Raw genomic sequence first — 22,585 nt, forward strand, 5'->3', positions numbered from 1 at the left:
GGATGGTAGCCGTCACGCCGCCGTCATGACGCGGCCCGCCCCGTGAAGTTAGGCTGCCGACCCTAGGTCTGACAGGCAGTCGACTGGAGGAACCGGATGCGCGCTTCCGCCGCACGTCAGTTAGCGTTCGCAGCCCTCGCCGGGGCGCTCGTCTCCACCGGGGCCGCCGCCCCGCCCCAGCAGGCCCCCGCCCCGCCCAAGGTGCCGGTCGCCGCCGGCTACGGCGGCGCCGTCGCCAGCGTCGACGCCGACGCCTCCGCCGCCGGCATCGCGGTACTGCGGGCCGGCGGCAACGCCGTGGACGCCGCCGTCGCCGTCGCCGCCGCGCTCGGGGTCACCGAGCCGTACTCCGCCGGGATCGGCGGGGGCGGCTACTTCGTCTACTACGACGCCTCCTCCCGCCGGGTGCACACCATCGACGGCCGCGAGACCGCCCCCGCCACGGCCACCGCCACCCTCTTCCAGGAGAACGGCGTCCCCATCCCCTTCGCCGAGGGCCAGACCAGCGGGCGCTCGGTCGGCGTCCCCGGCACCCCCGCCACCTGGAAGAGCGCCCTCGACGCCTGGGGCAGCCGCCCGCTCGCCCAGCTCCTGCGCCCCGCCGAGAAACTGGCCCGCGACGGCTTCACGGTCGACAGCACCTTCCGCGCCCAGACCGAGGCCAACCAGGACCGCTTCAGGGACTTCCCCGCCACCCGCGAGCTGTTCCTGCCGGGCGGGCAACTGCCCGTCGTCGGCTCCACCTTCAAGAACCCGGACCTCGCCGCCACCTACGCCGAACTCGCCCGCAAGGGCACCGGCGCGCTCTACCGGGGCCCGATCGCCGAGGACATCGTCAACACCGTCCGCAAGCCCCCCGTCGACCCGGCCGCCACCCGCAACGTCCGCCCCGGCGACCTGACCACCGCCGACCTGCGCGCCTACGCGACCAAGCGGCAGGCCCCGACGCAGATCGCGTACCGGGGCCTGGACGTCTACAGCATGGCGCCGTCCTCCTCCGGCGGCACCACCGTCGGCGAGGCGCTGAACATCCTGGAGCGCACCGACCTGTCCGGGCTGTCCCAGGCGCAGTACCTGCACCGCTACATCGAGGCCTCCCGGATCGCCTTCGCCGACCGGGGGCGCTGGGTCGGCGACCCGGCCGCCGAGTCCGTGCCCACGCGGGAGCTGCTCTCGCAGCGGTTCGCCGACAGCCGCGCCTGCCTGATCAAGCCCGACCGGACGCTGACCAGCCCGCTGGCCCCCGGCGACCCCCGCAATCCGGTCCCCTGCGCCACCACGGGCGAGACCGCCCCCACCACCTACGAGGGGGAGAACACCACGCACCTGACGGTCGCCGACCGCTGGGGCAACGTGGTCTCCTACACCCTGACCATCGAGTCCACCGGCGGCAGCGCCATCACCGTCCCCGGGCGGGGCTTCCTGCTCAACAACGAGCTGACCGACTTCTCCTTCGCCCCGGCGGCCCCCGGCGTGCCCGACCCCAACCTGCCCGGCCCCGGCAAGCGCCCGCGCTCGTCCATGTCCCCGACCATCGTCCTGGACCACGGCCGTCCGGTCCTCGCGGTCGGCTCCCCGGGCGGCGCCACCATCATCACCACCGTCCTGCAGACCCTGACCGGCCACCTGGACCGGGGCCTGCCGCTGGTGGACGCCATCGCGGCCCCGCGCGCCAGCCAGCGCAACCAGACCACCACCGAGCTGGAGCCGGGCCTGTGGAACAGCCCGCTGCGCGCCGAACTGGAGGGCCTGGGCCAGGCCTTCCGGCAGAACCCCGAGATCGGTGCCGCGACCGGCGTCCAGCGGCTGCCCGACGGCCGCTGGCTGGCGGCGGCCGAGACCACCCGCAGGGGCGGCGGCTCGGCGATGGTCGTACGGCCGCAGGGCAAGCCGTGACCGCTCCTACAGGGCGGTGAGGATCCTCGGGCCGCCCGCGGTGACGGCGACGGTGTGCTCGGCGTGGGCGGCGCGGGAGCCGTCGGTGGTGCGCAGGGTCCAGCCGTCGGGGTCGCAGGCGTAGTCGTCCGTACCTCCCGCGATCAGCATCGGCTCGATCGCGATGACCATGCCGGGGCGCAGCTTCATGCCGCGCCCCGGCGGTCCCTCGTTGGGGACGCCCGGGTCCTCGTGCATGCTGCGGCCGATGCCGTGGCCGCCGAATCCGTCGGGGATGCCGTAGCCGGCGGAGCGGCAGACGGTGCCGATGGCGTGGGCGATGTCGCCGATCCGGTTCCCGGGGACGGCGGCGGCGATGCCGGCGGCGAGGGCCCGCTCGGCGGTCTCCACGAGGCGCAGGTCCTCGGGGTGCGGCCGGCCGACGGTGAAGCTGACGGCCGAGTCCCCGCACCAGCCGCGCAGCTTCGCCCCGCAGTCGATGCTGACCAGGTCCCCGTCGCGGAGCCGGTAGCCGTCCGGGATGCCGTGGACGATCGCGTCGTTGACCGAGGCGCAGACCACGGCCGGGAAGGGCACCGGAGCGAAGTGCGGCCGGTAGCCGAGGAAGGGGGAGGTGGCGCCGGCCTCGCGCAGGACCGCGCGGGCCGCCGCGTCCAGCTCCAGCAGGGACACCCCGACCCGGGCGGCTCCGCGTACGGCGGCCAGGGCCTGCGCCACCACCCGGCCCGCGGCGCGCATCTCGTCGATCGACCTGTCGGTCTTCAGTTGAACCATGCCAATAACTATACCGGTATTTGTTTACCGGGATAGTTATTGGCGGACGGGGTAGGATGGGGTCATGGTCCGCACCCCCCTGACACCCGAAGAGCGCGAGCGCGGCGAGCGCCTGGGCGCGCTGCTGCGCGAGGCGCGCGCAGGCCGCAGCATGGTCGAGGTCGCGGCCGGCGCCGGCCTCTCCGCCGAGACCCTCCGCAAGATCGAGACCGGCCGGGCGCCCACCCCCGCCTTCTTCACGGTCGCCGCCCTGGCCCAGGTCCTCGGGCTCTCCCTGGACGAGGTCATCCGCCGCTGCGCGCTCGTCCCGGCCTGACCGCTCAGCCCCCGCGGCTGATGCGAGGCTCCTCGCAGGGCGGTAGCCGCCGCCCCCCTTGTGGGCGTGTCCGGCGGCCGGACGGACCAATGGGCGTTGCGGATTCGCGGATCCGGGAAGCGGTGAAGGCGTGTCAGTGATGAACGCAGCCAAACGCCTCGGCCTCGCACTCCTCGGCGCCCTCCTCGCGGCCGCACTGCTGGCCGCGGCCTGCTCCACCCCCGCAGGGCGGACCGCCGCCCTGACCCCGGCGCCGGCCGGCGGCGTCCTCACGGTGGACGGGAGCGCTGTGGACGCGGGTTCGCCGTCAAGGTTTGAGATTTCCGTAGCCCGCCCGTAACACGGGTGGGATGCAATGCGTGCATGGAGACGCCGACTGCGCTGGTGATCGGGCAACTCACGGACTACCTGCGGGGGTTGACGCAGAGACTGGATCCCGGAGCCGGCTGGTACGGGGAGTTCCTGCGGCGGGATCCGGAGGGGATGCGCGCCTGCCTCGACGGGGTCGCGGTGCCGCCGTGGGACGTACTGGAATCGCTGCTCGGCGACCTGCCGGGCGAGCCGGGCGGCGCGGCCGGCGAGGCGGCGTACGCGGCCTCGCTGCGGGCGGCCGCGGTCGCCGCGTGGGACGCCATGCCGGGCGGCGCGGGGGAGCTGCGGACCCTGCTCGACACCGCCGCCGCCCAGCGGGCCGCCCTGGACCGGGCGCTGCACACCCTGACCGCCCGGCTCACCGCCACCGGGGACCCGGGGGAGGCGGCCGCCCTGAACCGGGAACTGGCCTGGACCCGCGACGACGCGACCCGCGCCGCCGCCCGGCACGCGGACCTGGGATCCCGCCTGGCCGCCCTCGGGCCGACCGCCCTGATCCCGGGGCCGGGGCCGCAGCAGGGCTCGGGGCCGCAGACCTGGCCGCAGCCGTGGCCGGGGCGGGAGCCGGTTCCGCAGCCGCAGCCGCAGCCGCAGCCGCAGCGGCAGCCGCAGCCGCGCCCGGAGCCGGAGGGAGGGGCCGCGCCGCGGTCCGAGCCCGGGCCGCTGCCCGCGGTGCCCGCGCAGCGGGAGGGCGGACGGTGGCTGCGGGGGGCCCGGCGGGGCGGCGGCGCCCGGTACGCGGGGGCGCCGTCGGCTGCCGCCGCGCCGGCACCCGCGCTGCCCGCGGAGCCCGCCCCACCCGCCGGGGCCGTGCCGGACCTCCCCGTACCGCCGCCGCGCGGGGCCCGCTACCTCCGCCCGGCCGGCGACCGGACCCCGCCGGACCGGCGCGCGCCCGGTGCGGCCCACGCGCACCCCGCCGGTGCCGAGCCGGGCGCAGCCTACCCCCGCCCGGAAGACCCGGAGGCCGACCACGCCGCCTCCGACGAGCCCTCCGTCTGGGACGCCCCGGCGACCGGCCCCCGCGGCGGGTTCACCGCCGAGCTGCTCGCGCTGCGCGCCCAGGGCCGCAGCGGCGAGGCGCACGCCCTGCTCTGCGAGGCCGCCGCCTGGCCCGCCGCCGAACTGCCCGCCCTCGCCGCCGAGCTCGGCCGCGCGGGACTCGCCGCCGACTGGGCCACCCTGCTCTGGGAGGCGGCCTCGCTCCCGCCCGACCGGCTCGCCGCGGCCGCCGCCGCCCTCGGCGAGGCCGGCCGGGAGGCCGACTGCGACGGCCTGCTGCGCCAGGGTGTGGCCCGCCCCGCCGCCGAGGTCGCCGAAGCCGCCCTCGCCCTCGGCACGGCCGGCCGGGACCGCGAGGCCCAGGCCCTGCTCGGCGCCTTCGTCCGGCTGCGCACCGCCGAGGAGGCGGCCGGCCTGGCCCGCCGGGACCCGCACTGGTTCGCCCCCCGGCTGCTGCGCGCCGCCCGGGACCTGTCCGCCACCCGGCACCGCGACCTGGCGCACGCCCTGCGGGTGGCCGGTATCCCGGTGGCCTGAACCGCCCGTCTGCTGACCGCAAACGCCCACGTGGCGACGTAACGTGATCGACTACTCCAATCGCGCAAGGCGGTCTTGCCCCACGCTGTGACGAGGCCTACCTTCGACTCCCTACGCACACCGTCTACGTGCGTAGAAGCCGGCGTTCCCGTCGCGAGGAGCAGCTCATGGCCCAAGTCGTCCGCGCCGCACTCGTCCAGGCCACCTGGACCGGAGACACCGAGTCGATGATCGCCAAACACGAGGCGCACGCCCGCCGGGCGGCCGCCCAGGGCGCGCAGATCATCGGCTTCCAGGAAGTGTTCAACGCCCCCTACTTCTGCCAGGTCCAGGAACCCGAGCACTACCGCTGGGCCGAGCCCGTCCCCGACGGCCCCACCGTGCGCCGGATGCAGGAGCTGGCCCGCGAGACCGGCATGGTGATCGTCGTGCCGGTCTTCGAGCTGGAGAGCGAGGGCTTCTACTACAACACCGCGGCCGTCATCGACGCCGACGGCAGCTACCTCGGCAAGTACCGCAAGCACCACATCCCGCAGGTCAAGGGCTTCTGGGAGAAGTACTACTTCCGCCCCGGCAACCTCGGCTGGCCCGTCTTCGACACCGCCGTCGGCAAGGTCGGCGTCTACATCTGCTACGACCGCCACTTCCCCGAAGGCTGGCGCCAACTGGGCCTGGGCGGCGCCCAGCTGGTCTACAACCCCTCCGCCACCTCCCGCGGCCTCTCGGCGTACCTGTGGCAGCTGGAACAGCCCGCCTCCGCCGTGGCCAACGAGTACTTCGTCGCCGCCATCAACCGCGTCGGCCAGGAGGAGTACGGGGACAACGACTTCTACGGGACCAGCTACTTCGTCGACCCGCGCGGCCAGTTCGTCGGCGAGGTCGCCAGCGACAAGGAGGAGGAACTCCTCGTCCGGGACCTGGACTTCGACCTGATCAAGGAGGTCCGCGACCAGTGGGCCTTCTACCGCGACCGCCGCCCCGACGCCTACGGAGGACTCGTACAGCCTTGAATCCTCCCCTCCCCGCAAGGAGGGGATTCCTGGCTCACTTCGCCTGGCACCCAGCAGGTGACAGGTCTTACGAGATCAGCGCCAGCCGGGTTGAGACCAGCCCGGGTGAGCATGACGCGGGCGGAGTTCTTGTCCCTGGGGGACGCAGTTCCGCACGCGGTGCACGTGTACGTTCGTTCGGAGAGGGGGAGTGCGTGCTTGGTTCTCGCTCCGCACTGTGCGCACTCCATGGTGGTGTGCGCGGGATGGACCAGGTATACGGTCCGGCCGTGCTTGCGGGCCATCTCGACCAGGGACGTCTTGACCACGCCGATGGCGGCGTCGGCCGCCTTGCGGGCCATGGTGGTCTTTGCCAAGAACTTGGGTCGGAAGTCCTCGACGGCGAGCGCGTCGTGGTCGCGGACGACGCGCTTGGCCCACTTGCGGGCGTCGTCCTGCCGCTGCCGGGCGATCTTCTTCGATGCCTTGGCCGACGCTTTGCGGGCCTCCTTGTACCCGCGGGTGTCGGGCCGGTTCTTCGGAGTGGCACGGCGGGCCATCATCCGCTGGTAGCGGGCCAGCTTCGAGGCAGCCGCCTTCCCGCGCCCGGTGTGGGGCAGGTCATGGGCATCGGAGGTGGTGGTGGCGGTCTCCCGCACACCCCAGTCGATCCCGATCACCCGGCCCGTGGCAGGCAGAGGCTGGACGGGGACGGACACGACGAAGGACGCGTACCAGTGGCCGAGGCCGTCCCGGTACACGCGCACCGACGACGGAAGCGAGGGCAGCTCCCGCGACCACACCACGGTCAGCACGATCCCACCGGCCAAATGCAGGCGGCCGTCCTTGATACGGAACCCGCGGGCGGTGTAGTTCAGGCTTGGCGGGGCCTCCCGCTTGCGCTTGATGCGCGGCATCCCGGCCCGCTGCGGCACAGGCAGCCGAGCTTTGATGTCCGCCAGCGCCTTCGACCTGGACTTCGCGAAGTCACGGATGATCTGCTGCTGCGGCACCGACGCACCCTCACGCAACCAGTACATCGTCTGCCGTGCCGACGTCAGCATTCTGTCGAGCTGCGCCGGCCCGCACGTGAGCTTCTCCGAGCCCGTCATGGTCAGGCCATGGACCTTGCGGGACACCGCCACGCACTCGTTCCACACCCAACGACACCGCGCCCACTCTCCTTCGAGGAGGGCGAGTGCGGTAGACGAAACGCGCAGCCGGAAGGTGTACCGGGCTGGCCCGGACACTTCCTCGGGGGCTTTCGCGGCGGTCGCCATGACTGCAACGTAACAAGCGGCACTGACAACGGAAGAAAGCAAAGGTCAGAGCAGATGCGTACACAACCGGGCCGCCTCGCGGCCATGGCCCGAGGCCGTATCCCTTCCCGATCCGAAGGCCACGGCTTCCAGGGAGGGGCCCGGTGACCAACCCCATCCCGCTGCACAGCCGCCACCGCACCGTCCTGCCCGACTGGCTCGCGCTCTACTACGACCGCCCCATCGAGCTCACCCACGGCGAGGGCCGCCACGTCTGGGACGCCGACGGCAACCGCTACCTCGACTTCTTCGGCGGCATCCTCACCACGATGACCGCCCACGCGCTGCCCGAGGTCACCAAGGCCGTCGCCGAACAGGCCGGGCGGATCATCCACTCCTCCACCCTGTACCTCAACCGGCCCATGATCGAGCTGGCCGAGCGCGTCGCCGCCCTGTCCGGCATCCCCGACGCCCGGGTCTTCTTCACCACCTCCGGCACCGAGGCCAACGACACCGCCCTGCTGCTCGCCACCACGTACCGCCGCTCCAACCAGATCCTGGCGATGCGCAACAGCTACCACGGCCGGTCCTTCTCCACCGTCTCCATCACCGGCAACCGGGGCTGGTCCCCGACCAGCCTCTCCCCGCTCCAGACGTACTACGTCCACGGAGCGGTCCGCACCCGCGGCCCCTTCGCCGGCCTCGACGACGCCGCCTTCACCGCCGCGGCCGTCGCCGACCTGGAAGACGTACTGGGCCAGGCGCGCGGCGGAGTGGCCGCGCTCATCGCCGAACCGGTCCAGGGGGTCGGCGGGTTCACCTCACCGCCCGACGGCCTGTACGGGGCCTTCCGCGAGGTCCTCGACCGCCACGGCATCCTGTGGATCAGCGACGAGGTGCAGACCGGCTGGGGCCGCACCGGCGACAACTTCTGGGGCTGGCAGGCCCACGCCCAGAGCGGCCCGCCGGACATCCTCACCTTCGCCAAGGGCATCGGCAACGGCATGTCCATCGGCGGTGTCGTGGCCCGCGCCGAGGTGATGAACTGCCTCGACTCCAACTCCATCTCCACCTTCGGCGGCTCCCCGGTCACCATGGCGGCCGGCCTCGCCAACCTCGCCTACCTCCTCGACCACGACCTCCAGGGCAACGCCCGCCGCGTCGGCGGCCTCCTCCTGGAGCGGCTGCGCGCCGTCACCGCCTCCGTGCCGGCCGTACGCGAGGTCCGCGGCCGGGGCCTGATGGCCGGCGTCGAGCTGACGAAGCCGGGCACCGACCAGGCCGACCCGCAGGCGGCCGCCGCCGTCCTGGAGGCCGCCCGGGAGCGCGGGCTGCTCCTCGGCAAGGGCGGCGGGCACAACACGAGCGTGCTGCGCATCGCGCCGCCGCTCTCCCTCACCGTCGCCGAGGCGGAAGAGGGCGCCGGGATCCTCGAACAGGCGCTGAGCAGCATCCAGTAGGGGGACGCACATGAGCATCCGTACGCTGATCAGCGGCGGCCTGGTCGTCACCGCCGCCGACGAGCTCCACGCGGACGTCCTGATCGAGGACGGCCGGGTGGCGGCCCTCGCCGCGCACGGCTCGGCGGCCGCCGGGGCCTGGACGGCCGACCGCACGATCGACGCCACCGGGAAGTACGTGATCCCGGGCGGCGTCGACGCGCACACCCACATGGAGCTGCCCTTCGGCGGCACCTTCGCGTCGGACACGTTCGAGACCGGGACGCGAGCCGCGGCCTGGGGCGGTACGACGACGGTCATCGACTTCGCGGTCCAGTCGCAGGGGCAGTCCCTGCGGGCCGGCCTGGACGCCTGGTACGCCAAGGCGGACGGCAAATGCGCGATCGACTACGCGTTCCACATGATCGTGTCGGACGTCAACGACCACACGCTCAAGGAAATGGACGGCCTCGTCGAAGAAGGCGTGAGCTCGTTCAAACTGTTCATGGCGTATCCGGGGGTCTTCTATTCGGACGACGGTCAGATCCTGCGCGCGATGCAGCGGGCGTCGTCCAATGGCGGGCTGATCATGATGCACGCGGAGAACGGCATCGCGATCGACGTGCTCATCGAGCAGGCCCTGGCGCGCGGGGAGACCGACCCCCGCCACCACGGCGAGGTCCGCAAGGTGCTGCTGGAGGCGGAGGCCACGCACCGCGCGATCCAGCTGGCCCGGGTCGCCGGCTCGCCGCTCTACGTGGTCCACGTGTCGGCGGAGGAGGCCGTGGCCGAGCTGGCGGCGGCCCGGGACAAGGGCCTGCCGGTCTTCGGCGAGACCTGCCCCCAGTACCTCTTCCTGTCCACCGACAACCTCGCCGAGCCGGACTTCCAGGGCGCCAAGTACGTCTGCTCCACGCCGCTGCGCCCCCGGGAGCACCAGGCCGCCCTGTGGCGGGGCCTGCGCACCAACGACCTCCAGGTGGTCTCCACCGACCACTGCCCGTTCTGCTTCCGCGGCCAGAAGGAGCTGGGCCGGGGGGACTTCTCGAAGATCCCGAACGGCCTGCCGGGGGTGGAGAACCGCATGGACCTCCTCCACCAGGCCGTCCTGGACGGGCACATCAGCCGCCGCCGCTGGATCGAGATCGCCTGCGCGACCCCGGCCCGGATGTTCGGCGTCTACCCGCAGAAGGGCACCATCGCGCCGGGCTCCGACGCCGACATCGTCCTCTACGATCCGCACGCCGAGCAGGTCATCTCCGCCGAGACGCACCACATGAACGTGGACTACTCGGCGTACGAGGGCAGGCGGATCACCGGACGCGTCGACACGGTCCTCTCACGCGGTGAGCTCGTCGTCGACCGGCGCGAGTACACCGGCCGGGCCGGCCACGGCGCCTTCGTCCACCGCTCCACCTGCCAGTACCTGTAAGCCCGCGAGCAGCAAGGAGCCGCCATGGACTTCGGCCTCGTCCTGCAGACCGACCCGCCCGCCTCCCAGGTCGTCAGCCTCATGAAACGCGCGGAGCGCAACGGCTTCCGCTACGGCTGGACCTTCGACTCGGCCGTGCTGTGGCAGGAACCGTTCGTCATCTACAGCCAGATCCTCGCCAACACCCGCAAGCTCCACATCGGCCCCATGGTCACCAACCCGGGCACCCGCACCTGGGAGGTCACCGCCTCCACCTTCGCCACCCTCAACGACATGTACGGCAACCGCACCGTCTGCGGCATCGGCCGCGGCGACTCGGCGATGCGGGTCGCCGGCCGGGCCCCCAACACCCTGGCCCGCCTCGGCGAGGCCATCGAGGCCATCCGCGACCTCGCCGAAGGCCGCGAGGCGGTCGTGGACGGCAACCCGGTCCGCATCCCGTGGATCAAGGACGGCAGACTCCCCGTCTGGATGGCCGCGTACGGGCCGAAGGCGCTCGCCCTGACCGGCCAGAAGGCCGACGGCTTCATCCTCCAGCTCGCCGACCCGTTCCTCACGGAGTGGATGGTCAAGGCGGTCCGCGACGCCGCATCGGAGGCCGGCCGCGACCCGTCGTCCATCACCATCTGCGTGGCGGCCCCCGCCTACGTCACGGCCGACGACTCACCGGCCGCCCTCGCCCACGCCCGCGACCAGTGCCGCTGGTTCGGCGGCATGGTCGGCAACCACGTCGCCGACCTGGTCTCCCGCTACGGGGAGCACTCGGGCATGGTCCCCGACGAACTCACGGAGTACATCAAGGCCCGCCAGGGCTACGACTACAGCCACCACGGCCGCGCCGGAAACCCGTCCACCGACTTCGTCCCGGACGAGATCGTCGACCGCTTCTGCCTGCTGGGCCCGGCCGACGCCCACATCGAGAAGCTGAGGAACCTGAAGGCCCTCGGTGTCGACCAGTTCGCCGTCTACGACATGCACGACGCGAGGGAGGCGACCATCGACGCGTACGGCTCGACGGTCATTCCGGCGTTCGACTGACGCCGATGGCGTTGTCGAAGATCACGTGCGTGTCCGGTGACGCGTTGGAGAGGGTCATCAGACCGATGGCGCAGACGACGGCGACGATGAGGAGGACCAGGACCGCGACGACGCACCGGCGCCGGTACTCGCGCCGGCGCCAGCGGGCCTGCTCCTTGCGGTACGACGTCGCCGATCCGTCCGGTACCGCCGCGGCGAGGCCGACCAGGACGCTGCGCAGCAGGTCCTCGGTCTCCTCGGTCTCCGTGCTCACCTGGCTACTCCCTTCATGAGACCCGTCAGCTTCGCCATGCCCCTGGCCGTGTGGGACTTCACGGCTCCGACGGAGATCTTCATCGTCTCGGCGATCTCGGCCTCCTTGAGGTCCAGCCAGTACTTCAGCACCAGGACCTGCCGCTGCCGGGACGACAGCGTACGCAATGCGGCGACGAGTTCACGCTGCTCCTGGTTGAGGAGTACTTGCTGCTCGGCGGAGCGGACGAGGTCTTCCGGCACCGGGTAGGTGTGGCGGCGGGCGACCCTGATGCGGCGTATGCGCATCCGGGCCAGGTTGCAGACGATGGAGCGCAGGTAGCTCGCGGCGACCTCGGGGGTCTTCAGCTTCGCCCACCGCCGGTGGAGTTGGTAGAAGGCCTCGGAGACGAGGTCCTCCGCGTCCTGTTCGGCGCCGAGCAGGACCGCGAGGCGCAGCAGCCGGGCGTAGTGCTGGTCGAAGAGGTGGGCGATCGCCACATCGCGGTCGGCGTCGCGCAGGTCGAGCGTGGCTTCCTCATCGAGCGCCTCCGGAGGGGCGAGGGGCGGGGCCGTGCCGTCGAGGGGCGGCGGGACCGGAGCCGACGGGTACCGGAGGCGGTCGCTATGTCGTGGCAGGAGGGGTTTCACGGGTGGGTTCCTCACTCATTCGACGACGAAGGCGTATTTGGATCCGCGGCGTTCGAACGCCCCTGCGCCGGCCGTTCCGTCCGTGCCCCGGGGCACGCCGAGTGCGTCGAGCAGCGGCGTGAGCAGGGCGGCGATGGCGAGGTTGAGCGCGAGGGCGATCAGCGCGACGTAGACCGGTGCGTGGACCGGTCCGACGCCGACGTCGACCACGGTGGAGAAGCCGCGCAGCCCCAGCAGGCCGGTTCCGGAGACCATGCCGACGGCCCAGCCGAGGAACAGCGCGCGCCGGTGGAACCAGCGGGTGAACAGAGACACCGCGACGGCGGGCAGGACCTGGAGGATCCAGACGCCGCCGAGCAGGTGGAGGTTGACGGCGTCCTGCGGCTGCATGAGCAGCGCGAAGACGATGGCCCCGGCCATGATGGCGAGCGCGGGGCCGCGGGCGACCCGGACTTCGTGCTTGGGGGTGGCGGTGGGGTTGAGGTACTCGACGTAGACGTTGCGTACGAACAGCATGGCCATGCTCATCGCCATGACGACGGCGGGCAGCAGTCCGGCCACGGCGAGCGCGCCGAAGAGCAGTCCGGCCAGCCATTCGGGGGCCAGTTCGCGGACGAGGGTGGGCACGGCCAGCTCGCCGTGCCCGGCGGTGGTCCGCACCCCCGCGGCGAGTGCGGCGATCCCGAAGAAGGCCCAGACTCCGAGCGTCATGCTCCACGCGGGCAGGAACGTGGTGGCGGCGCGCAGGGTGTCCTTGGACCTGCTGGCCATGGCGACCAGGAGGACCTGGGGGTACATGAGCTGGGCGAGCGCGGACCCGAGGGCGAGCGTGGCGTACGCGGTGAAGTTCTGCGGCGGGACGCCGAAGGACTGGCCCATCCCCGTGCCGCGCCCGTCGGCCAGTTCGAAGATGTGCCCCGGTGTGCCGAGGCGGGTGACGGTCAGTGCGAGCAGCACCACGACGGCGGCGCCGATCAGCACGGCCTTGACCAGGGAGATCCGGGCGCACGCGCGCAGGCCCCCGGGCCGGGTCACCAGGGCGAAGGCCAGGAACAGCAGGACGAGGGCGGCGCAGCCCGCGGCCCCGTCCGGGGGCAGGCCGATGGAACGCAGCACGGCTGCCGTGCCCACGACCTGGAGTCCCAGGTAGGGCATGGTGGCCAGCATGCCCGTGAGGGCCGTCGCGAGTGCCAGCGGATGGGAGCCGTGCCGGACGCGGACGTAGTCGGCCGCGGTGATCAGGCCGTGCTTCTCGCCGATGTCGCGCAGCCGGGGCAGCAGGATCATGATCAGCGGTGAGAGCAGCATGGTGTAGACGAGGGCGTACAGCGCCAGTCCGCCGGTGCCGAACATGAGGCCGGGCACGGCGATGTAGGTGTACGACGTGTAGATGGTGCCGCCGAGCAGCAGGCAGGTGGCGGCGGTGCCCAGACCGCGGCCGCCGAGCGCCCAGCCGGCGGGGTGCGGCAGTTCGTCGCGGGACGGGCGGCGTACCCCGGCCAGCAGGGCGCAGCCGATGACGAGAACGAAGCCCACAGCGATGGCGTGGCTGATGATGACCCCCCGGTTCAGGGCGAGGGATCTACGGGAGACCGCGCCGGCCGGTCGGCTGCGTGCCCGAAGTCGCTCGGTGAGGCTCCCCCTGCCCACCCTTTTCCGTATTCCGGAAACTAAATTCTGCTGAGCGGTACCTTAGGTCGCCCTCCAGCGGGGGTCAAGGAATGATCGAGGGGCCGCCCCGAAAGGTCCCGCTTGCTCGGGCGCGCCTCCTACCTCATGAAATATCTGCTTCGTCGACCCGCGGCGTGACCCACGTCACCCAGTGGAACCGGCCGCCGCGTAAACCCTCCGCCCGGGGTGCGCAACCAACACCCGTAGCCGGCGGCCGGAGAGCTCGGACGCTCCCGCCGTCCTGCTCCGCGGGAGTCCGCACCCACGCGCCGCCCTGTGCCGGACCGCCTTCGCGCACTCCCGCCTTCCCCGCCGGCCCCGCCTCGTCCGCCTCGGACCGCGGGGCGCCGGCACCGCCAACGACACGGAGGGTCGCCGTCTTGTCACTGAACGCCGCGGGGGGCGGGTCGGCCCGGAGCGCACGGAGTCCATCGCGGCGCGCGGCCCGGTGGGTGCTGCTGCTCCTGCCGGTGGCCGCCGCCCCGGCGACGCTCGCACTGCCGCCCGACCGGCCCCGGCTGCTCGGCATTCCCCTGTTCTACGTACTCCACTTCGCCGTCTGCCTGCTGAGCGCGGGCGCGGCCGCGCTGCTGCAGCGCTTCGACACGACCACCGACGAGCCGCTCGACCTGCGCGCCGCCGAAAGGTAGTTCTCCATGGAACCAATGAATCCCCCGGCCCCCGATTCAGGGTCCCGGACGGGCAGCCGCGCGCTGCGCACCGCCGCGTGGGGCGCGGTGGTCCTCGCGGCGACCGCGGCGTGGGCCGTGCTCGCGCTGGTCCGCGGGGAGGAGATCAGCGCCGTCTGGCTGCTGGTCGCCGCCCTGTGCTCGTACGCCGTCGCCTACCGCTTCTACGCACGGTGGATCGCCCGCCGCGTGCTGCGCACGGACGACTCCCGCACGACGCCCGCCGAACGCCTCCAGGACGGCGTCGACTACGTGCCGACGAGCAAGGGCGTGCTGTTCGGCCACCACTTCGCGGCCATCGCGGGCGCCGGCCCCCTCGTCGGGCCCGTGCTCGCCGCCCAGATGGGCTATCTGCCCGGCGTGCTGTGGATCGTCGTCGGCGCGGTCCTCGCCGGCGCGGTACAGGACATGACGACCCTGTTCCTGTCCACCCGACGCGACGGGCGGAGCCTGGGCCAGATGGCCCGGGACGAGATCGGCCCCATCGGCGGGGTCGCCGCCATCGTCGCCGTGCTCGCCATCATGGTCATCCTGCTGGCCGTGCTGGCGCTCGTGGTCGTCAACGCCCTCGCGGGCTCGCCGTGGGGCACCTTCTCCATCGCGATGACCGTGCCCATAGCCCTGTTCATGGGCCTGTGGCTGCGCGTGGTGCGCCCCGGCCGGGTCGTGGAGACCAGCGTCATCGGTGCCGTCCTGCTGGTGCTCTCGGTGGTGGGCGGCAGCTGGGTGGCCGACTCGCCCGCGTGGGCCGCCGCCTTCACGCTCTCACCGACCACGCTGAGCTGGCTGCTGATCGGCTACGGGTTCCTCGCGAGCGTCCTGCCGGTGTGGCTGCTGCTGGCCCCGCGCGACTACCTGTCCACCTTCATGAAGGTGGGCGTGATCTCCCTGATGGCGGTCTCCATCGTCGTCGCCCTCCCCGCCGTGAAGGCGGACGCGGTGACGCGGTTCGCGGGCGGGGACGCCGGGCCCGTCTTCTCCGGAAGCCTCTTCCCCTTCCTGTTCATCACCGTCGCCTGCGGCGCCCTCTCCGGCTTCCACGCCCTGATCTCCTCCGGCACCACCCCCAAGCTGATCCAGCGCGAGTCGCACATCCGGCTCATCGGCTACGGCGGCATGCTGACGGAGTCCTTCGTCGCCGTCATGGCCCTCATCGCGGCGTGCGTCCTGGAGCCCGGCCTCTACTACGCCGTCAACTCGCCCGCCGGGCTGCTCGGTCCGACGGCGGAATCCGCGGCCCAGGCCGTGCGCGAGCTCGGTTTCACGATCACCCCGGACGCCCTGCGCCAGGTCGCGGCAGCCATCGGCGAAGAGTCCGTGCAGTCCCGTACGGGCGGCGCGCCCACTTTCGCCCTCGGTCTCTCGCACATGCTGTCCGAAGCCGTCGGCGGCGAGGCGATGCGCGCCTTCTGGTACCACTTCGCGATCATGTTCGAGGCCCTGTTCATCCTCACGACCGTCGACGCGGGCACCCGGGTCGGCCGGTTCATGCTCCAGGACGCGATCGGCAACGTCTGGAAGCCGATGCGCGACGTGGGCTGGAAGCCGGGCATCTGGCTGTGCAGCGCGCTCATGGTGGCGGGCTGGGGCTACTTCCTACTGGCGGGAGTGACCGACCCGCTCGGCGGGATCAACCAGCTCTTCCCGCTCTTCGGCATCGCCAACCAGCTGCTCGCCGCCCTCGCACTGGCACTGTGCACCACCGTGCTGGTCAAGCAGGGGCGGCTGCGGTGGGCCTGGGTGACCGGCGTCCCGCTGCTCTGGGACGTCGCGGTGACGCTGACCGCCGGCTGGCAGAAGATCTTCTCCGACGACCCCAGGGTCGGCTTCTTCGCCCAGCGCGAGCGCTACGCCGACGCTCTGGAGCAGGGCAAGGTGCTGGCACCCGCCCACTTCGCGGAGGAGATGCGCCAGATCGTCACCAACTCCACCGTGGACGGCACGCTCGCGGCGGTGTTCGTCCTCCTCGTCCTCGTCGTCATGGCCGATGTGGTGAGGGTCTGGGGCAAGGCCCTGCGCTCCCCGGTGCCGCTGCCCACCTCGGAGACCCCTCCGCAGCCGCGCGCCCTGCCCGCCGAGGAGACGCGGGTCGTGGCCGGGCGGGCGGGTTGAACGCCGTGACGGGTGTGCTCCGGCTGTGGGCCCGGGTCCTGCGCTACCTCGACGAGGTCTCGGGGCAGGCCGAGTTCCGGCGGGTGTGCGATGCGCACGCCGGTCCCGGAGGGGGGCGGCTGACGGCGAGGGAGCGCCGGAGCCTGTGGCGCACCCATGCGCGGCGCACGGCCCGCACGACGAGCCGGTGCTGCTGACGGACCGCCGCACGGCCGGGGCGTGGCCCAGGTCACATCAAGTTTCCGCGGCCACGCGTAACCCTGGCGGCCCCGCCGGGCAACTGTGTGGGTGAGGGGGTTGCCGGACACGGTTCCGGAGAGCCTCCGGGAAGACGTACACGCACTCCGCGCGGGCCGCCGGCCCGCGACCCGCGCGGAGTACCGGTCGAGGGGGGTTCCGTGCGGCTCGTGAAGGTGCCGGGGGTGGGTGGGGGTCCGTCAGCGGTCCTCGCGCGCCCTTCCGGCGGACGCGGCGGGCACGGTGGTCGCGGCCGATGCCGCCGATGTCGCCGGAGCTCCGGGGGGCGCGCCTTTCCGTGGTGCGTCTCGTATTGATCCGAACACCTCCGGAACCCTTTCCGGCTGCCTTCGCACCAGATTTCCGGTGAACCGCCGTCACGCGAATTCACGCACGACGGCCGCGGAATTCCCGCACCTCCGTGAAATTGCCTGCCACTGCTTCATTGCGTTCAGGGTCTGAGGGTCCTATCGGCGGCAGGTCCGGCGATCGGCCGGCTCGCCCGGCAAGGCCTCGGCGCGTGAGGCCAGGGGTCGTTCTTCCAGGGTAATTCCAGCCCTCCGTCCAATCGGAGGGCCGGTTCGGCATGCCCATTTTCGGGTCAATTCCAGGAATGAATTACCGCCTTGACCCCGGCGGTCGAGTCGCCTAGCTTTCCCCCTGGCGGAATTCGGATTCCGTCTTCGAGAATTCTCCGAACCGGTGCAGGTTCACCCGTGCAGTGAGTCGAGTCCGAGCACTCCTGCCCCCTCTCAACCCGAGGAGCCCCTTCGTGAGCGTTACCACGCACGTCGTCAGGTCCCTGACGGACGAAATCGCCACCGAGCTCACCACCGAGACGCTGCTCAAGCTGGCCAACCGCGAGATCGGCGCGATCCACGTCCGGGGCTACTACCCCGTGGACATCGCCCAGGACGTCGCGCAGAAGGCCATCAACCACCAGGCGCTCGGCAACTACCACAAGCAGCACACCAGCAGCGTCGGGCGCGTCTACATGCCGCACATCGACACCAAGTGGGACGCGGAGCTGACGAACCAGTACCACGAGCAGGCCCTGCCGGCCATCCAGGACGTCCGCTCGATGTTCCACCCCTACCTCTCCCCGGTGGACCGGGTCCGCCTGGAGCTGCAGGAGCTGTGGCCCGCGGGCGCGAACCTGATGCGCCTGCGCGGGCGGGCCTGCTTCGTCGGCGCCTTCCGGGTCTTCCAGCCCTCGACCTCCGAGTTCTACCCGCACAACGACGCGATCGACCAGGAGAGCGACGCCCCCGAGATCGAGGGCGTGCTCAACCAGCTCGTCGCCAACATCTACCTCCAGGTACCGGACGAGGGCGGCAACCTGCAGCTCTGGCTCCGCGAGCCCACCGAGGACGAGACCAGGACCATCCTCGACGTCGAGGGCCTGGAGCCGGACTCGGTCGAGGAGCCCGTGCACACGATCCACCCCGAAGCCGGCGACCTCATCATCTTCAGCCCCCGGATGCTGCACGCCGTGACCGCCGGACACGGCAAGCACCGCGTCGGCGCGGCCGCGTTCATCGCGACCAAGGGCCCGCAGGAGCCGCTCGTCTTCTGGAGCTGATCCCGGCCCACCGGCACCCCCTCCGACCGACCGCCCACACGTAGAGGACTACGGCATGCTCCCGGCTCTGGTTCGCACGCACGCGACGGCCCATCCGAACCGAACCGCCGTCGCCGTGGGTCAGCAACGCCTGACCTACGCGCAGCTCGACGACCAGGTGTCCCGGCTGATCCACCGGCTGCGCGGCCGGGGCGTCGGCCGTGGCTCTCTCGTGGGCGTCCACCTCGACCGCTCCCCGGACGCGGTGGTGGCGCTCCTCGCCGTGCTCGGATCGGGTGCGGCCTACACGGTCGTCGAGCCCACCGAACCGGTGGGGGAGGGGGCCGGCAGGCTCGCCGCCGCGGACCCCCGCCTCGTGCTCGGCTCCCGGCACCACCAGGACGAGCTCACCCGGGCGGGGCTCGACGTCCTGGTGGTGGGCGGGGAGGGGGCCGACACCGGCACCGTCACCCCGGCACCGCTCGCCGAGCCGGACCCCCACGACGTCGCGTACGTCCTCCACACCTCGGGTTCGACCGGCGTCCCCAAGGGGGTCATGGTCACCCACGCCAACATCCGGCACTACACCGCCTCACTGCTGGACCGGCTCGACATCACCGGGCCGCTCTCCTACGCACACGTCACCACGCTGGCGGCGGACCTCGGCAACACCTGCCTCTTCCTGGCGCTGTGGACCGGCGGCACCCTGCACCTCGTCGACGACGCCACGCGCCGCGACCCCGTCGGCCTGCTGCGTCATCTGCACACCGAGCGCGTCGACGTGCTCAAGACGACGCCCTCGCACTGGGGAGTCCTCTTCCGGGCCTTCGGCCAGGACCCGACGACCCGGCCCGAGCTGCGGGTCCTGCTGCTCGGCGGCGAGCTGATGCCGGTGTCCCTGGCACGCCGCGTCCTCGCCTCGGGTGTCACCCGCGCCCTCGTCAACCACTACGGCCCCACCGAGACCACGGTGGGCGTCGCGGTACAGGTCCTGCGCGACGAGGCGGCCCTGGACGGGATCGGCGAGGCCGCGTCCGTACCCATCGGCACCGCGTTCGGCGAGACCCGCCTGTTCGTGCGTACCGAGGACGGGCGCTTCCACCAGCGCGACGCGGTCGGCGAGCTCTACGTCGCCGGGCCCTCGGTCACCCGCGGCTACCGGAACGACGCCGGGGCCACCGCCAAGGCGTTCACCGGCGACCTCGACGAGGCCTTCCCGGGACTGGGCACCGCCTACCGCACCGGTGACACGGTGCGGGCCGACGGCCGGGGCGTCCTGGAGTTCCTCGGCCGCGGCGACCGCCAGGTCAAGGTCGGCGGCTACCGCGTGGAGCTCGGGCACGTGGAGGCGGGCCTCCGCCGGCTGCCCGCGGTCACCGACGCCCTCGCCCTCCACCTGACCGGGGAGCGGCCGGCGCTCGTCGCGGCCGTCACCGCCGCGGGCACGGCCGAGGAGGTCCGACCCGCCCTGATGCGCGAGCGGTTGCGCGACACCCTGCCCTCCTACATGGTCCCGGACCGCATCGAGGTCTTCGACGGCTTCCCGCGCAACGCCAACGGGAAGACCGACCAGGCCGCACTGCGCGCGCTCGTCGAGGACCGCCTGGGCGACCGGGCCGAGCGCACGCACGACGTCGACCGGGACGACCCGGTCCTCACCGGCGTCCTCGCCGCCTGGCGCCGCCACCTGGGCCACGGCGACTTCGGGGTCCACGACGACTTCTTCCTCGCCGGCGGCAACTCGATCGACGCCATCCAGGTCGTCGCCGACCTCCAGGCCAAGGGCCACCAGGTGTCGGCCGCCGCGTTCTTCGCGGAACCCACCGTCGCGGCGCTCGCGGCCCGCATCGGCGAGGGCGCGGGCACCGAACGGACCTCCCCTCCCGGGGCCCGGAACGGCACGGTCGTCGAGGACGAAACGGCGCTCTCCCCGGCGCAGCGGTGGTTCTTCCGGAACGAGTTCGCCCAGCCCGACCAGTGGAACCAGGCGCTGCTGCTGGACATCGACCCCGCGGTGCGGGCCGACGCCCTGGAAGCCGCCGTCACCGACCTGGTCGCGCTGCACCCGCTGCTGCACACCGCCTTCCGCCGCGAGGGCACGGGCCACCGGCGCCACGTCGTGCACCCGGGCCGCGCCTTCACCAGCTCGGAACTGCCCGCCGACGACGCTGCCGCCGCCCGGCACATCCGGGACGTGGCGGCCGCCCGGCAGGCCGAGATCTCCGTCGCCGACGGGACCGTCTTCAAGGCGCACCTCTTCCACGGCGCCGACCAGGCCCACCTCCTGCTGATCTGCCACCACCTCTCGGTCGACGCCGTCTCCTGGCGGATCGCCGTCAACGACCTCAGCCGCTGCTACACCGAGCGGCTGAAGGGCCGCACGCCCACGACCGCAGCCAGCACCACCGGGTTCGGCGAGTGGGCCACCCACCTCCGGGACCAGGCGGGTGCCCTGCGCGCGGACCTCGGCCACTGGGGCGAGCTGAGCCACCTGGCCCCCGTGCCCGGCGACGACGCGAACCGCGAGGGCGACGCGCGGTCCGTGTGGTTCCGGATCAGCCGGGCCGAAACGGAGGGCCTCGCCCGTGCGGACGCGGCCAGCACCGGCACGCCGCCCCACGCCGCCCTCCTCGCGGCCTTCGCACAGGCGCTCGGCGAGGCCGACGGTCTGGACGAGCTGGTGGCCGACGTGGAGAGCCACGGGCGCGAACCGTTCGGCGACGAGTTCGACGTCTCCCGCGCCGTGGGCTGGTTCACCTCCACCTTCCCCGTCCGCGTCGCCGTCGTCGACGGCGACGTGGCGGCCACCGGCAAGTCGGCGGCCAAGGCCCTGCACGAGGTGCCCCACCTGGGGATCGCCTACGGTCTCCACGACGAGCCGCAGCGTGCGGACGTCTGCTTCAACTACCTGGGCGCGTTCTCCCTGCCCTACGGCGACGACCTGCGTCCCTCGCTCTCACGGCACGCCGTCGGTCCGGTGCGCGGCGCCGGCAACGACCGCGGCTACGGCCTCAAGCTCACCGCCCGCCTCCACGACGGACAGCTCGTCGCCGACCTCTCCTACACACCGCGCCGCCACACCCCGGAGCGGATGCTCCAGGTGGCCCGCGCCACCCGCGCCCACCTCCTCGCGTCCGCCCGACTGCCCCGCTCCGAGGGCCAGTTCGTCGACCAGCAGGGGTCGAGCACCGGCCTGCTCGCGCAGGTGCCGCGCGCCCTGCACTGCGAACCGCCCGCCCGGGCCACCCGCGAGTACGGGGCCGTCCTGCTCACCGGCGCCACCGGGTTCATCGGAGCCCACCTCCTGCACCTGCTGCTGACCCGTACCACCGGGCACGTCCACTGCCTGGTGCGCGAGCACCCGGACCGGCCGGCCTTCGAGCGGCTGCGGGAGGCGTACGCCTGGTACCGGCCGGACGAAGACCTGGCGGGCTGGGGCGACCGCGTCACCGTCCACGCCTGCGACCTGGCCGAACCGGGCTTCGGGCTCTCCGACGAGGCCCAGGCGACGCTGGCCCGCGAGGTCGAGGCGGTCTACCACCTGGCCAGTGACACGCGGCTGGTCGGCGATCGGGACTCCTTCGACCGGCACAACACCGAACCGGTGCGCGCCATGATCCGCCTGGCGGAGACCGGACGCCCCAAGGACCTCCACTACGTTTCCACCCTCGCCGTCTGCGGCACGGGCACGGAGGGCGAGCCGGCGGTCTTCTCGGAGGACAGCCTCAACATCGGCCAGCGCTTCCTCAACGAGTACGAGCGCAGCAAGTACGACGCGGAACGCCTCGTCCACGAGTTCGCGGCGGGGGGCGGCAGCGGGTTCATCTACCGGTCGGGCAACGTCACCGGCCACTCGCTCACCGGCAGGTTCCAGCGCAACGGCGGCGACAACCGCCTCGTCCAGCTCCTGCGGGCCTGCGTACGCCTGGGGCGGGTGCCACGCGTCGGCTCCCAGACCCTCGCGCTCAGTCCCGTCGACACCGTCGCCGAGGGCATCCTGGAGATTTCACGCAGCACCCGGGTGCGCGGCGGCACCTTCCACGTCGACACCCACCACGAGGTGACCTACCACGAGGTCTTCGCGGCCCTGCGGGAACTGGGCTGCGACCTCCGGGAGGACGGGGCGCCCGACTTCGCGACGCTCTTCGGCCCCTACGCCGGCACCGGCGACGAGCAGATCTCGCTCGCCCGCTTCTGGGCGGGCCGTCCGCAGCGCAACGTGCGCTACGACCACACGCGCACCCGGCGGCTGCTCGCCCACCTCGGCGTGGAGTTCGCGCCCCAGGACCGGGCCTGGCTGCGCACGTACTTCGCCGGACTCATCCAGCAGGGTGAGCTCGCCCCGGCCGACCACCCGCACGACACGCACGAGGACTAGG

At 72.6% G+C, this 22,585-nt stretch carries 18 protein-coding genes; 13 read left to right on the forward strand and 5 right to left on the reverse strand.

What is annotated here, in order from left to right; all coding sequences use genetic code 11:
• Positions 1-96: 96 nt before the first annotated feature.
• The gene (ggt, locus tag ACQKM2_RS24370; protein WP_427713149.1) at positions 97-1,896 is read left to right on the forward strand and encodes a gamma-glutamyltransferase; all 1,800 of its coding nucleotides are present in this window, start codon (positions 97-99) and stop codon (positions 1,894-1,896) included.
• A gap of 6 nt (positions 1,897-1,902) precedes the next feature.
• Here ggt and map read toward each other — a convergent pair whose 3' ends face one another.
• A complete protein-coding gene (gene map / locus ACQKM2_RS24375; RefSeq protein ID WP_427713152.1) occupies positions 1,903-2,670 on the reverse strand; it encodes a type I methionyl aminopeptidase in 768 nt (255 codons plus the stop codon).
• A gap of 64 nt (positions 2,671-2,734) precedes the next feature.
• Here map and ACQKM2_RS24380 point away from each other — a divergent pair, with 64 nt between their 5' ends.
• From ACQKM2_RS24380 to ACQKM2_RS24395, 4 genes are all read left to right on the forward strand, one after another.
• On the forward strand, positions 2,735-2,986 hold the full coding sequence (locus ACQKM2_RS24380; RefSeq protein WP_427713155.1) for a helix-turn-helix domain-containing protein: 252 nt from the start codon (positions 2,735-2,737) through the stop codon (positions 2,984-2,986).
• A 139-nt stretch (positions 2,987-3,125) separates the two neighbouring features.
• Entirely contained in the window at positions 3,126-3,326 is a 201-nt protein-coding gene (locus ACQKM2_RS24385) for a hypothetical protein (RefSeq protein WP_427713157.1), read from the forward strand.
• Positions 3,327-3,349: 23 nt separating this feature from the next.
• Positions 3,350-4,897: a hypothetical protein gene (locus tag ACQKM2_RS24390; RefSeq protein ID WP_427713159.1), complete on the forward strand. Its 1,548-nt coding sequence runs from the start codon at positions 3,350-3,352 to the stop codon at positions 4,895-4,897.
• 167 nt (positions 4,898-5,064) lie between these two features.
• Positions 5,065-5,907, forward strand: coding sequence for a nitrilase-related carbon-nitrogen hydrolase (locus tag ACQKM2_RS24395; protein ID WP_405977840.1), 843 nt, complete (start codon positions 5,065-5,067; stop codon positions 5,905-5,907).
• On the opposite strand, the gene ACQKM2_RS24400 is transcribed toward ACQKM2_RS24395, so the two are convergent.
• On the reverse strand, positions 5,883-7,166 hold the full coding sequence (locus tag ACQKM2_RS24400) for an RNA-guided endonuclease InsQ/TnpB family protein (protein WP_427713162.1): 1,284 nt from the start codon (positions 7,164-7,166) through the stop codon (positions 5,883-5,885). The genes ACQKM2_RS24395 and ACQKM2_RS24400 overlap by 25 nt on opposite strands.
• Positions 7,167-7,309: 143 nt before the next feature.
• Here ACQKM2_RS24400 and ACQKM2_RS24405 point away from each other — a divergent pair, with 143 nt between their 5' ends.
• Genes ACQKM2_RS24405 through ACQKM2_RS24415 form a run of 3 tightly spaced genes read left to right on the forward strand, consistent with a single transcriptional unit; the run spans position 7,310 to position 11,054 of the window.
• The gene (locus ACQKM2_RS24405; RefSeq protein ID WP_427713165.1) at positions 7,310-8,605 is read left to right on the forward strand and encodes an aspartate aminotransferase family protein; all 1,296 of its coding nucleotides are present in this window, start codon (positions 7,310-7,312) and stop codon (positions 8,603-8,605) included.
• 10 nt (positions 8,606-8,615) lie between these two features.
• Positions 8,616-10,016, forward strand: coding sequence for a dihydropyrimidinase (gene hydA, locus ACQKM2_RS24410; RefSeq protein ID WP_427713168.1), 1,401 nt, complete (start codon positions 8,616-8,618; stop codon positions 10,014-10,016).
• A gap of 24 nt (positions 10,017-10,040) precedes the next feature.
• The gene (locus ACQKM2_RS24415) at positions 10,041-11,054 is read left to right on the forward strand and encodes a TIGR03842 family LLM class F420-dependent oxidoreductase (RefSeq protein WP_427713170.1); all 1,014 of its coding nucleotides are present in this window, start codon (positions 10,041-10,043) and stop codon (positions 11,052-11,054) included.
• Here the strand turns inward: ACQKM2_RS24415 and ACQKM2_RS24420 are convergent.
• The 3 genes from ACQKM2_RS24420 to ACQKM2_RS24430 are packed head-to-tail and all read right to left on the reverse strand — an operon-like array spanning position 11,035 to position 13,472.
• Entirely contained in the window at positions 11,035-11,307 is a 273-nt protein-coding gene (locus tag ACQKM2_RS24420; RefSeq protein WP_427713172.1) for a hypothetical protein, read from the reverse strand. The two genes, ACQKM2_RS24415 and ACQKM2_RS24420, sit on opposite strands and share 20 nt — an antisense overlap.
• Positions 11,304-11,936 carry an RNA polymerase sigma factor gene (locus ACQKM2_RS24425; RefSeq protein ID WP_427713174.1) on the reverse strand — a complete coding sequence of 211 codons (633 nt, stop codon included), beginning with the start codon at positions 11,934-11,936 and terminating at the stop codon, positions 11,304-11,306. Before ACQKM2_RS24425 ends, ACQKM2_RS24420 begins: the two co-directional genes overlap by 4 nt.
• Positions 11,937-11,951: 15 nt before the next feature.
• Positions 11,952-13,472 carry a sodium:solute symporter family protein gene (locus tag ACQKM2_RS24430; protein WP_427713176.1) on the reverse strand — a complete coding sequence of 507 codons (1,521 nt, stop codon included), beginning with the start codon at positions 13,470-13,472 and terminating at the stop codon, positions 11,952-11,954.
• 587 nt (positions 13,473-14,059) lie between these two features.
• Here ACQKM2_RS24430 and ACQKM2_RS24435 point away from each other — a divergent pair.
• The 5 genes from ACQKM2_RS24435 to ACQKM2_RS24455 all read left to right on the forward strand — a co-directional run bounded on the left by ACQKM2_RS24435 (position 14,060) and on the right by ACQKM2_RS24455 (position 22,584).
• Positions 14,060-14,257 (forward strand): hypothetical protein, encoded by a 198-nt coding sequence (locus ACQKM2_RS24435; protein ID WP_427713179.1) that lies wholly within the window; start codon positions 14,060-14,062, stop codon positions 14,255-14,257.
• Positions 14,258-14,272: 15 nt separating this feature from the next.
• Positions 14,273-16,408, forward strand: a complete 2,136-nt coding sequence (locus tag ACQKM2_RS24440) for a carbon starvation CstA family protein (protein ID WP_427713277.1) — start codon at positions 14,273-14,275, stop codon at positions 16,406-16,408.
• Positions 16,409-16,413: 5 nt separating this feature from the next.
• Complete coding sequence (locus ACQKM2_RS24445) at positions 16,414-16,605, forward strand: hypothetical protein (RefSeq protein WP_427713181.1); 192 nt, start codon at positions 16,414-16,416, stop codon at positions 16,603-16,605.
• 812 nt (positions 16,606-17,417) lie between these two features.
• Entirely contained in the window at positions 17,418-18,227 is an 810-nt protein-coding gene (locus tag ACQKM2_RS24450) for a 2OG-Fe(II) oxygenase (protein ID WP_427713183.1), read from the forward strand.
• Between the two features lie 55 nt (positions 18,228-18,282).
• The gene (locus tag ACQKM2_RS24455; protein WP_427713185.1) at positions 18,283-22,584 is read left to right on the forward strand and encodes an amino acid adenylation domain-containing protein; all 4,302 of its coding nucleotides are present in this window, start codon (positions 18,283-18,285) and stop codon (positions 22,582-22,584) included.
• Position 22,585: the final 1 nt, after the last annotated feature.

The sequence above is a fragment of the Streptomyces sp. NPDC004126 genome (assembly GCF_050275515.1).
Lineage (GTDB): Bacteria > Actinomycetota > Actinomycetes > Streptomycetales > Streptomycetaceae > Streptomyces.

What these genes read in the sequence shown, in the direction of transcription:
- ggt (WP_427713149.1), top strand. Translation starts at nt 97, where the DNA reads ATGCGCGCTTCCGCCGCACGTCAGTTAGCGTTCGCAGCCCTCGCCGGG.
- map (WP_427713152.1), bottom strand. Translation starts at nt 2,670, where the DNA reads ATGGTTCAACTGAAGACCGACAGGTCGATCGACGAGATGCGCGCCGCG.
- ACQKM2_RS24380 (WP_427713155.1), top strand. Translation starts at nt 2,735, where the DNA reads ATGGTCCGCACCCCCCTGACACCCGAAGAGCGCGAGCGCGGCGAGCGC.
- ACQKM2_RS24385 (WP_427713157.1), top strand. Translation starts at nt 3,126, where the DNA reads ATGAACGCAGCCAAACGCCTCGGCCTCGCACTCCTCGGCGCCCTCCTC.
- ACQKM2_RS24390 (WP_427713159.1), top strand. Translation starts at nt 3,350, where the DNA reads ATGGAGACGCCGACTGCGCTGGTGATCGGGCAACTCACGGACTACCTG.
- ACQKM2_RS24395 (WP_405977840.1), top strand. Translation starts at nt 5,065, where the DNA reads ATGGCCCAAGTCGTCCGCGCCGCACTCGTCCAGGCCACCTGGACCGGA.
- ACQKM2_RS24400 (WP_427713162.1), bottom strand. Translation starts at nt 7,166, where the DNA reads ATGGCGACCGCCGCGAAAGCCCCCGAGGAAGTGTCCGGGCCAGCCCGG.
- hydA (WP_427713168.1), top strand. Translation starts at nt 8,616, where the DNA reads ATGAGCATCCGTACGCTGATCAGCGGCGGCCTGGTCGTCACCGCCGCC.
- ACQKM2_RS24415 (WP_427713170.1), top strand. Translation starts at nt 10,041, where the DNA reads ATGGACTTCGGCCTCGTCCTGCAGACCGACCCGCCCGCCTCCCAGGTC.
- ACQKM2_RS24440 (WP_427713277.1), top strand. Translation starts at nt 14,273, where the DNA reads ATGAATCCCCCGGCCCCCGATTCAGGGTCCCGGACGGGCAGCCGCGCG.
- ACQKM2_RS24455 (WP_427713185.1), top strand. Translation starts at nt 18,283, where the DNA reads ATGCTCCCGGCTCTGGTTCGCACGCACGCGACGGCCCATCCGAACCGA.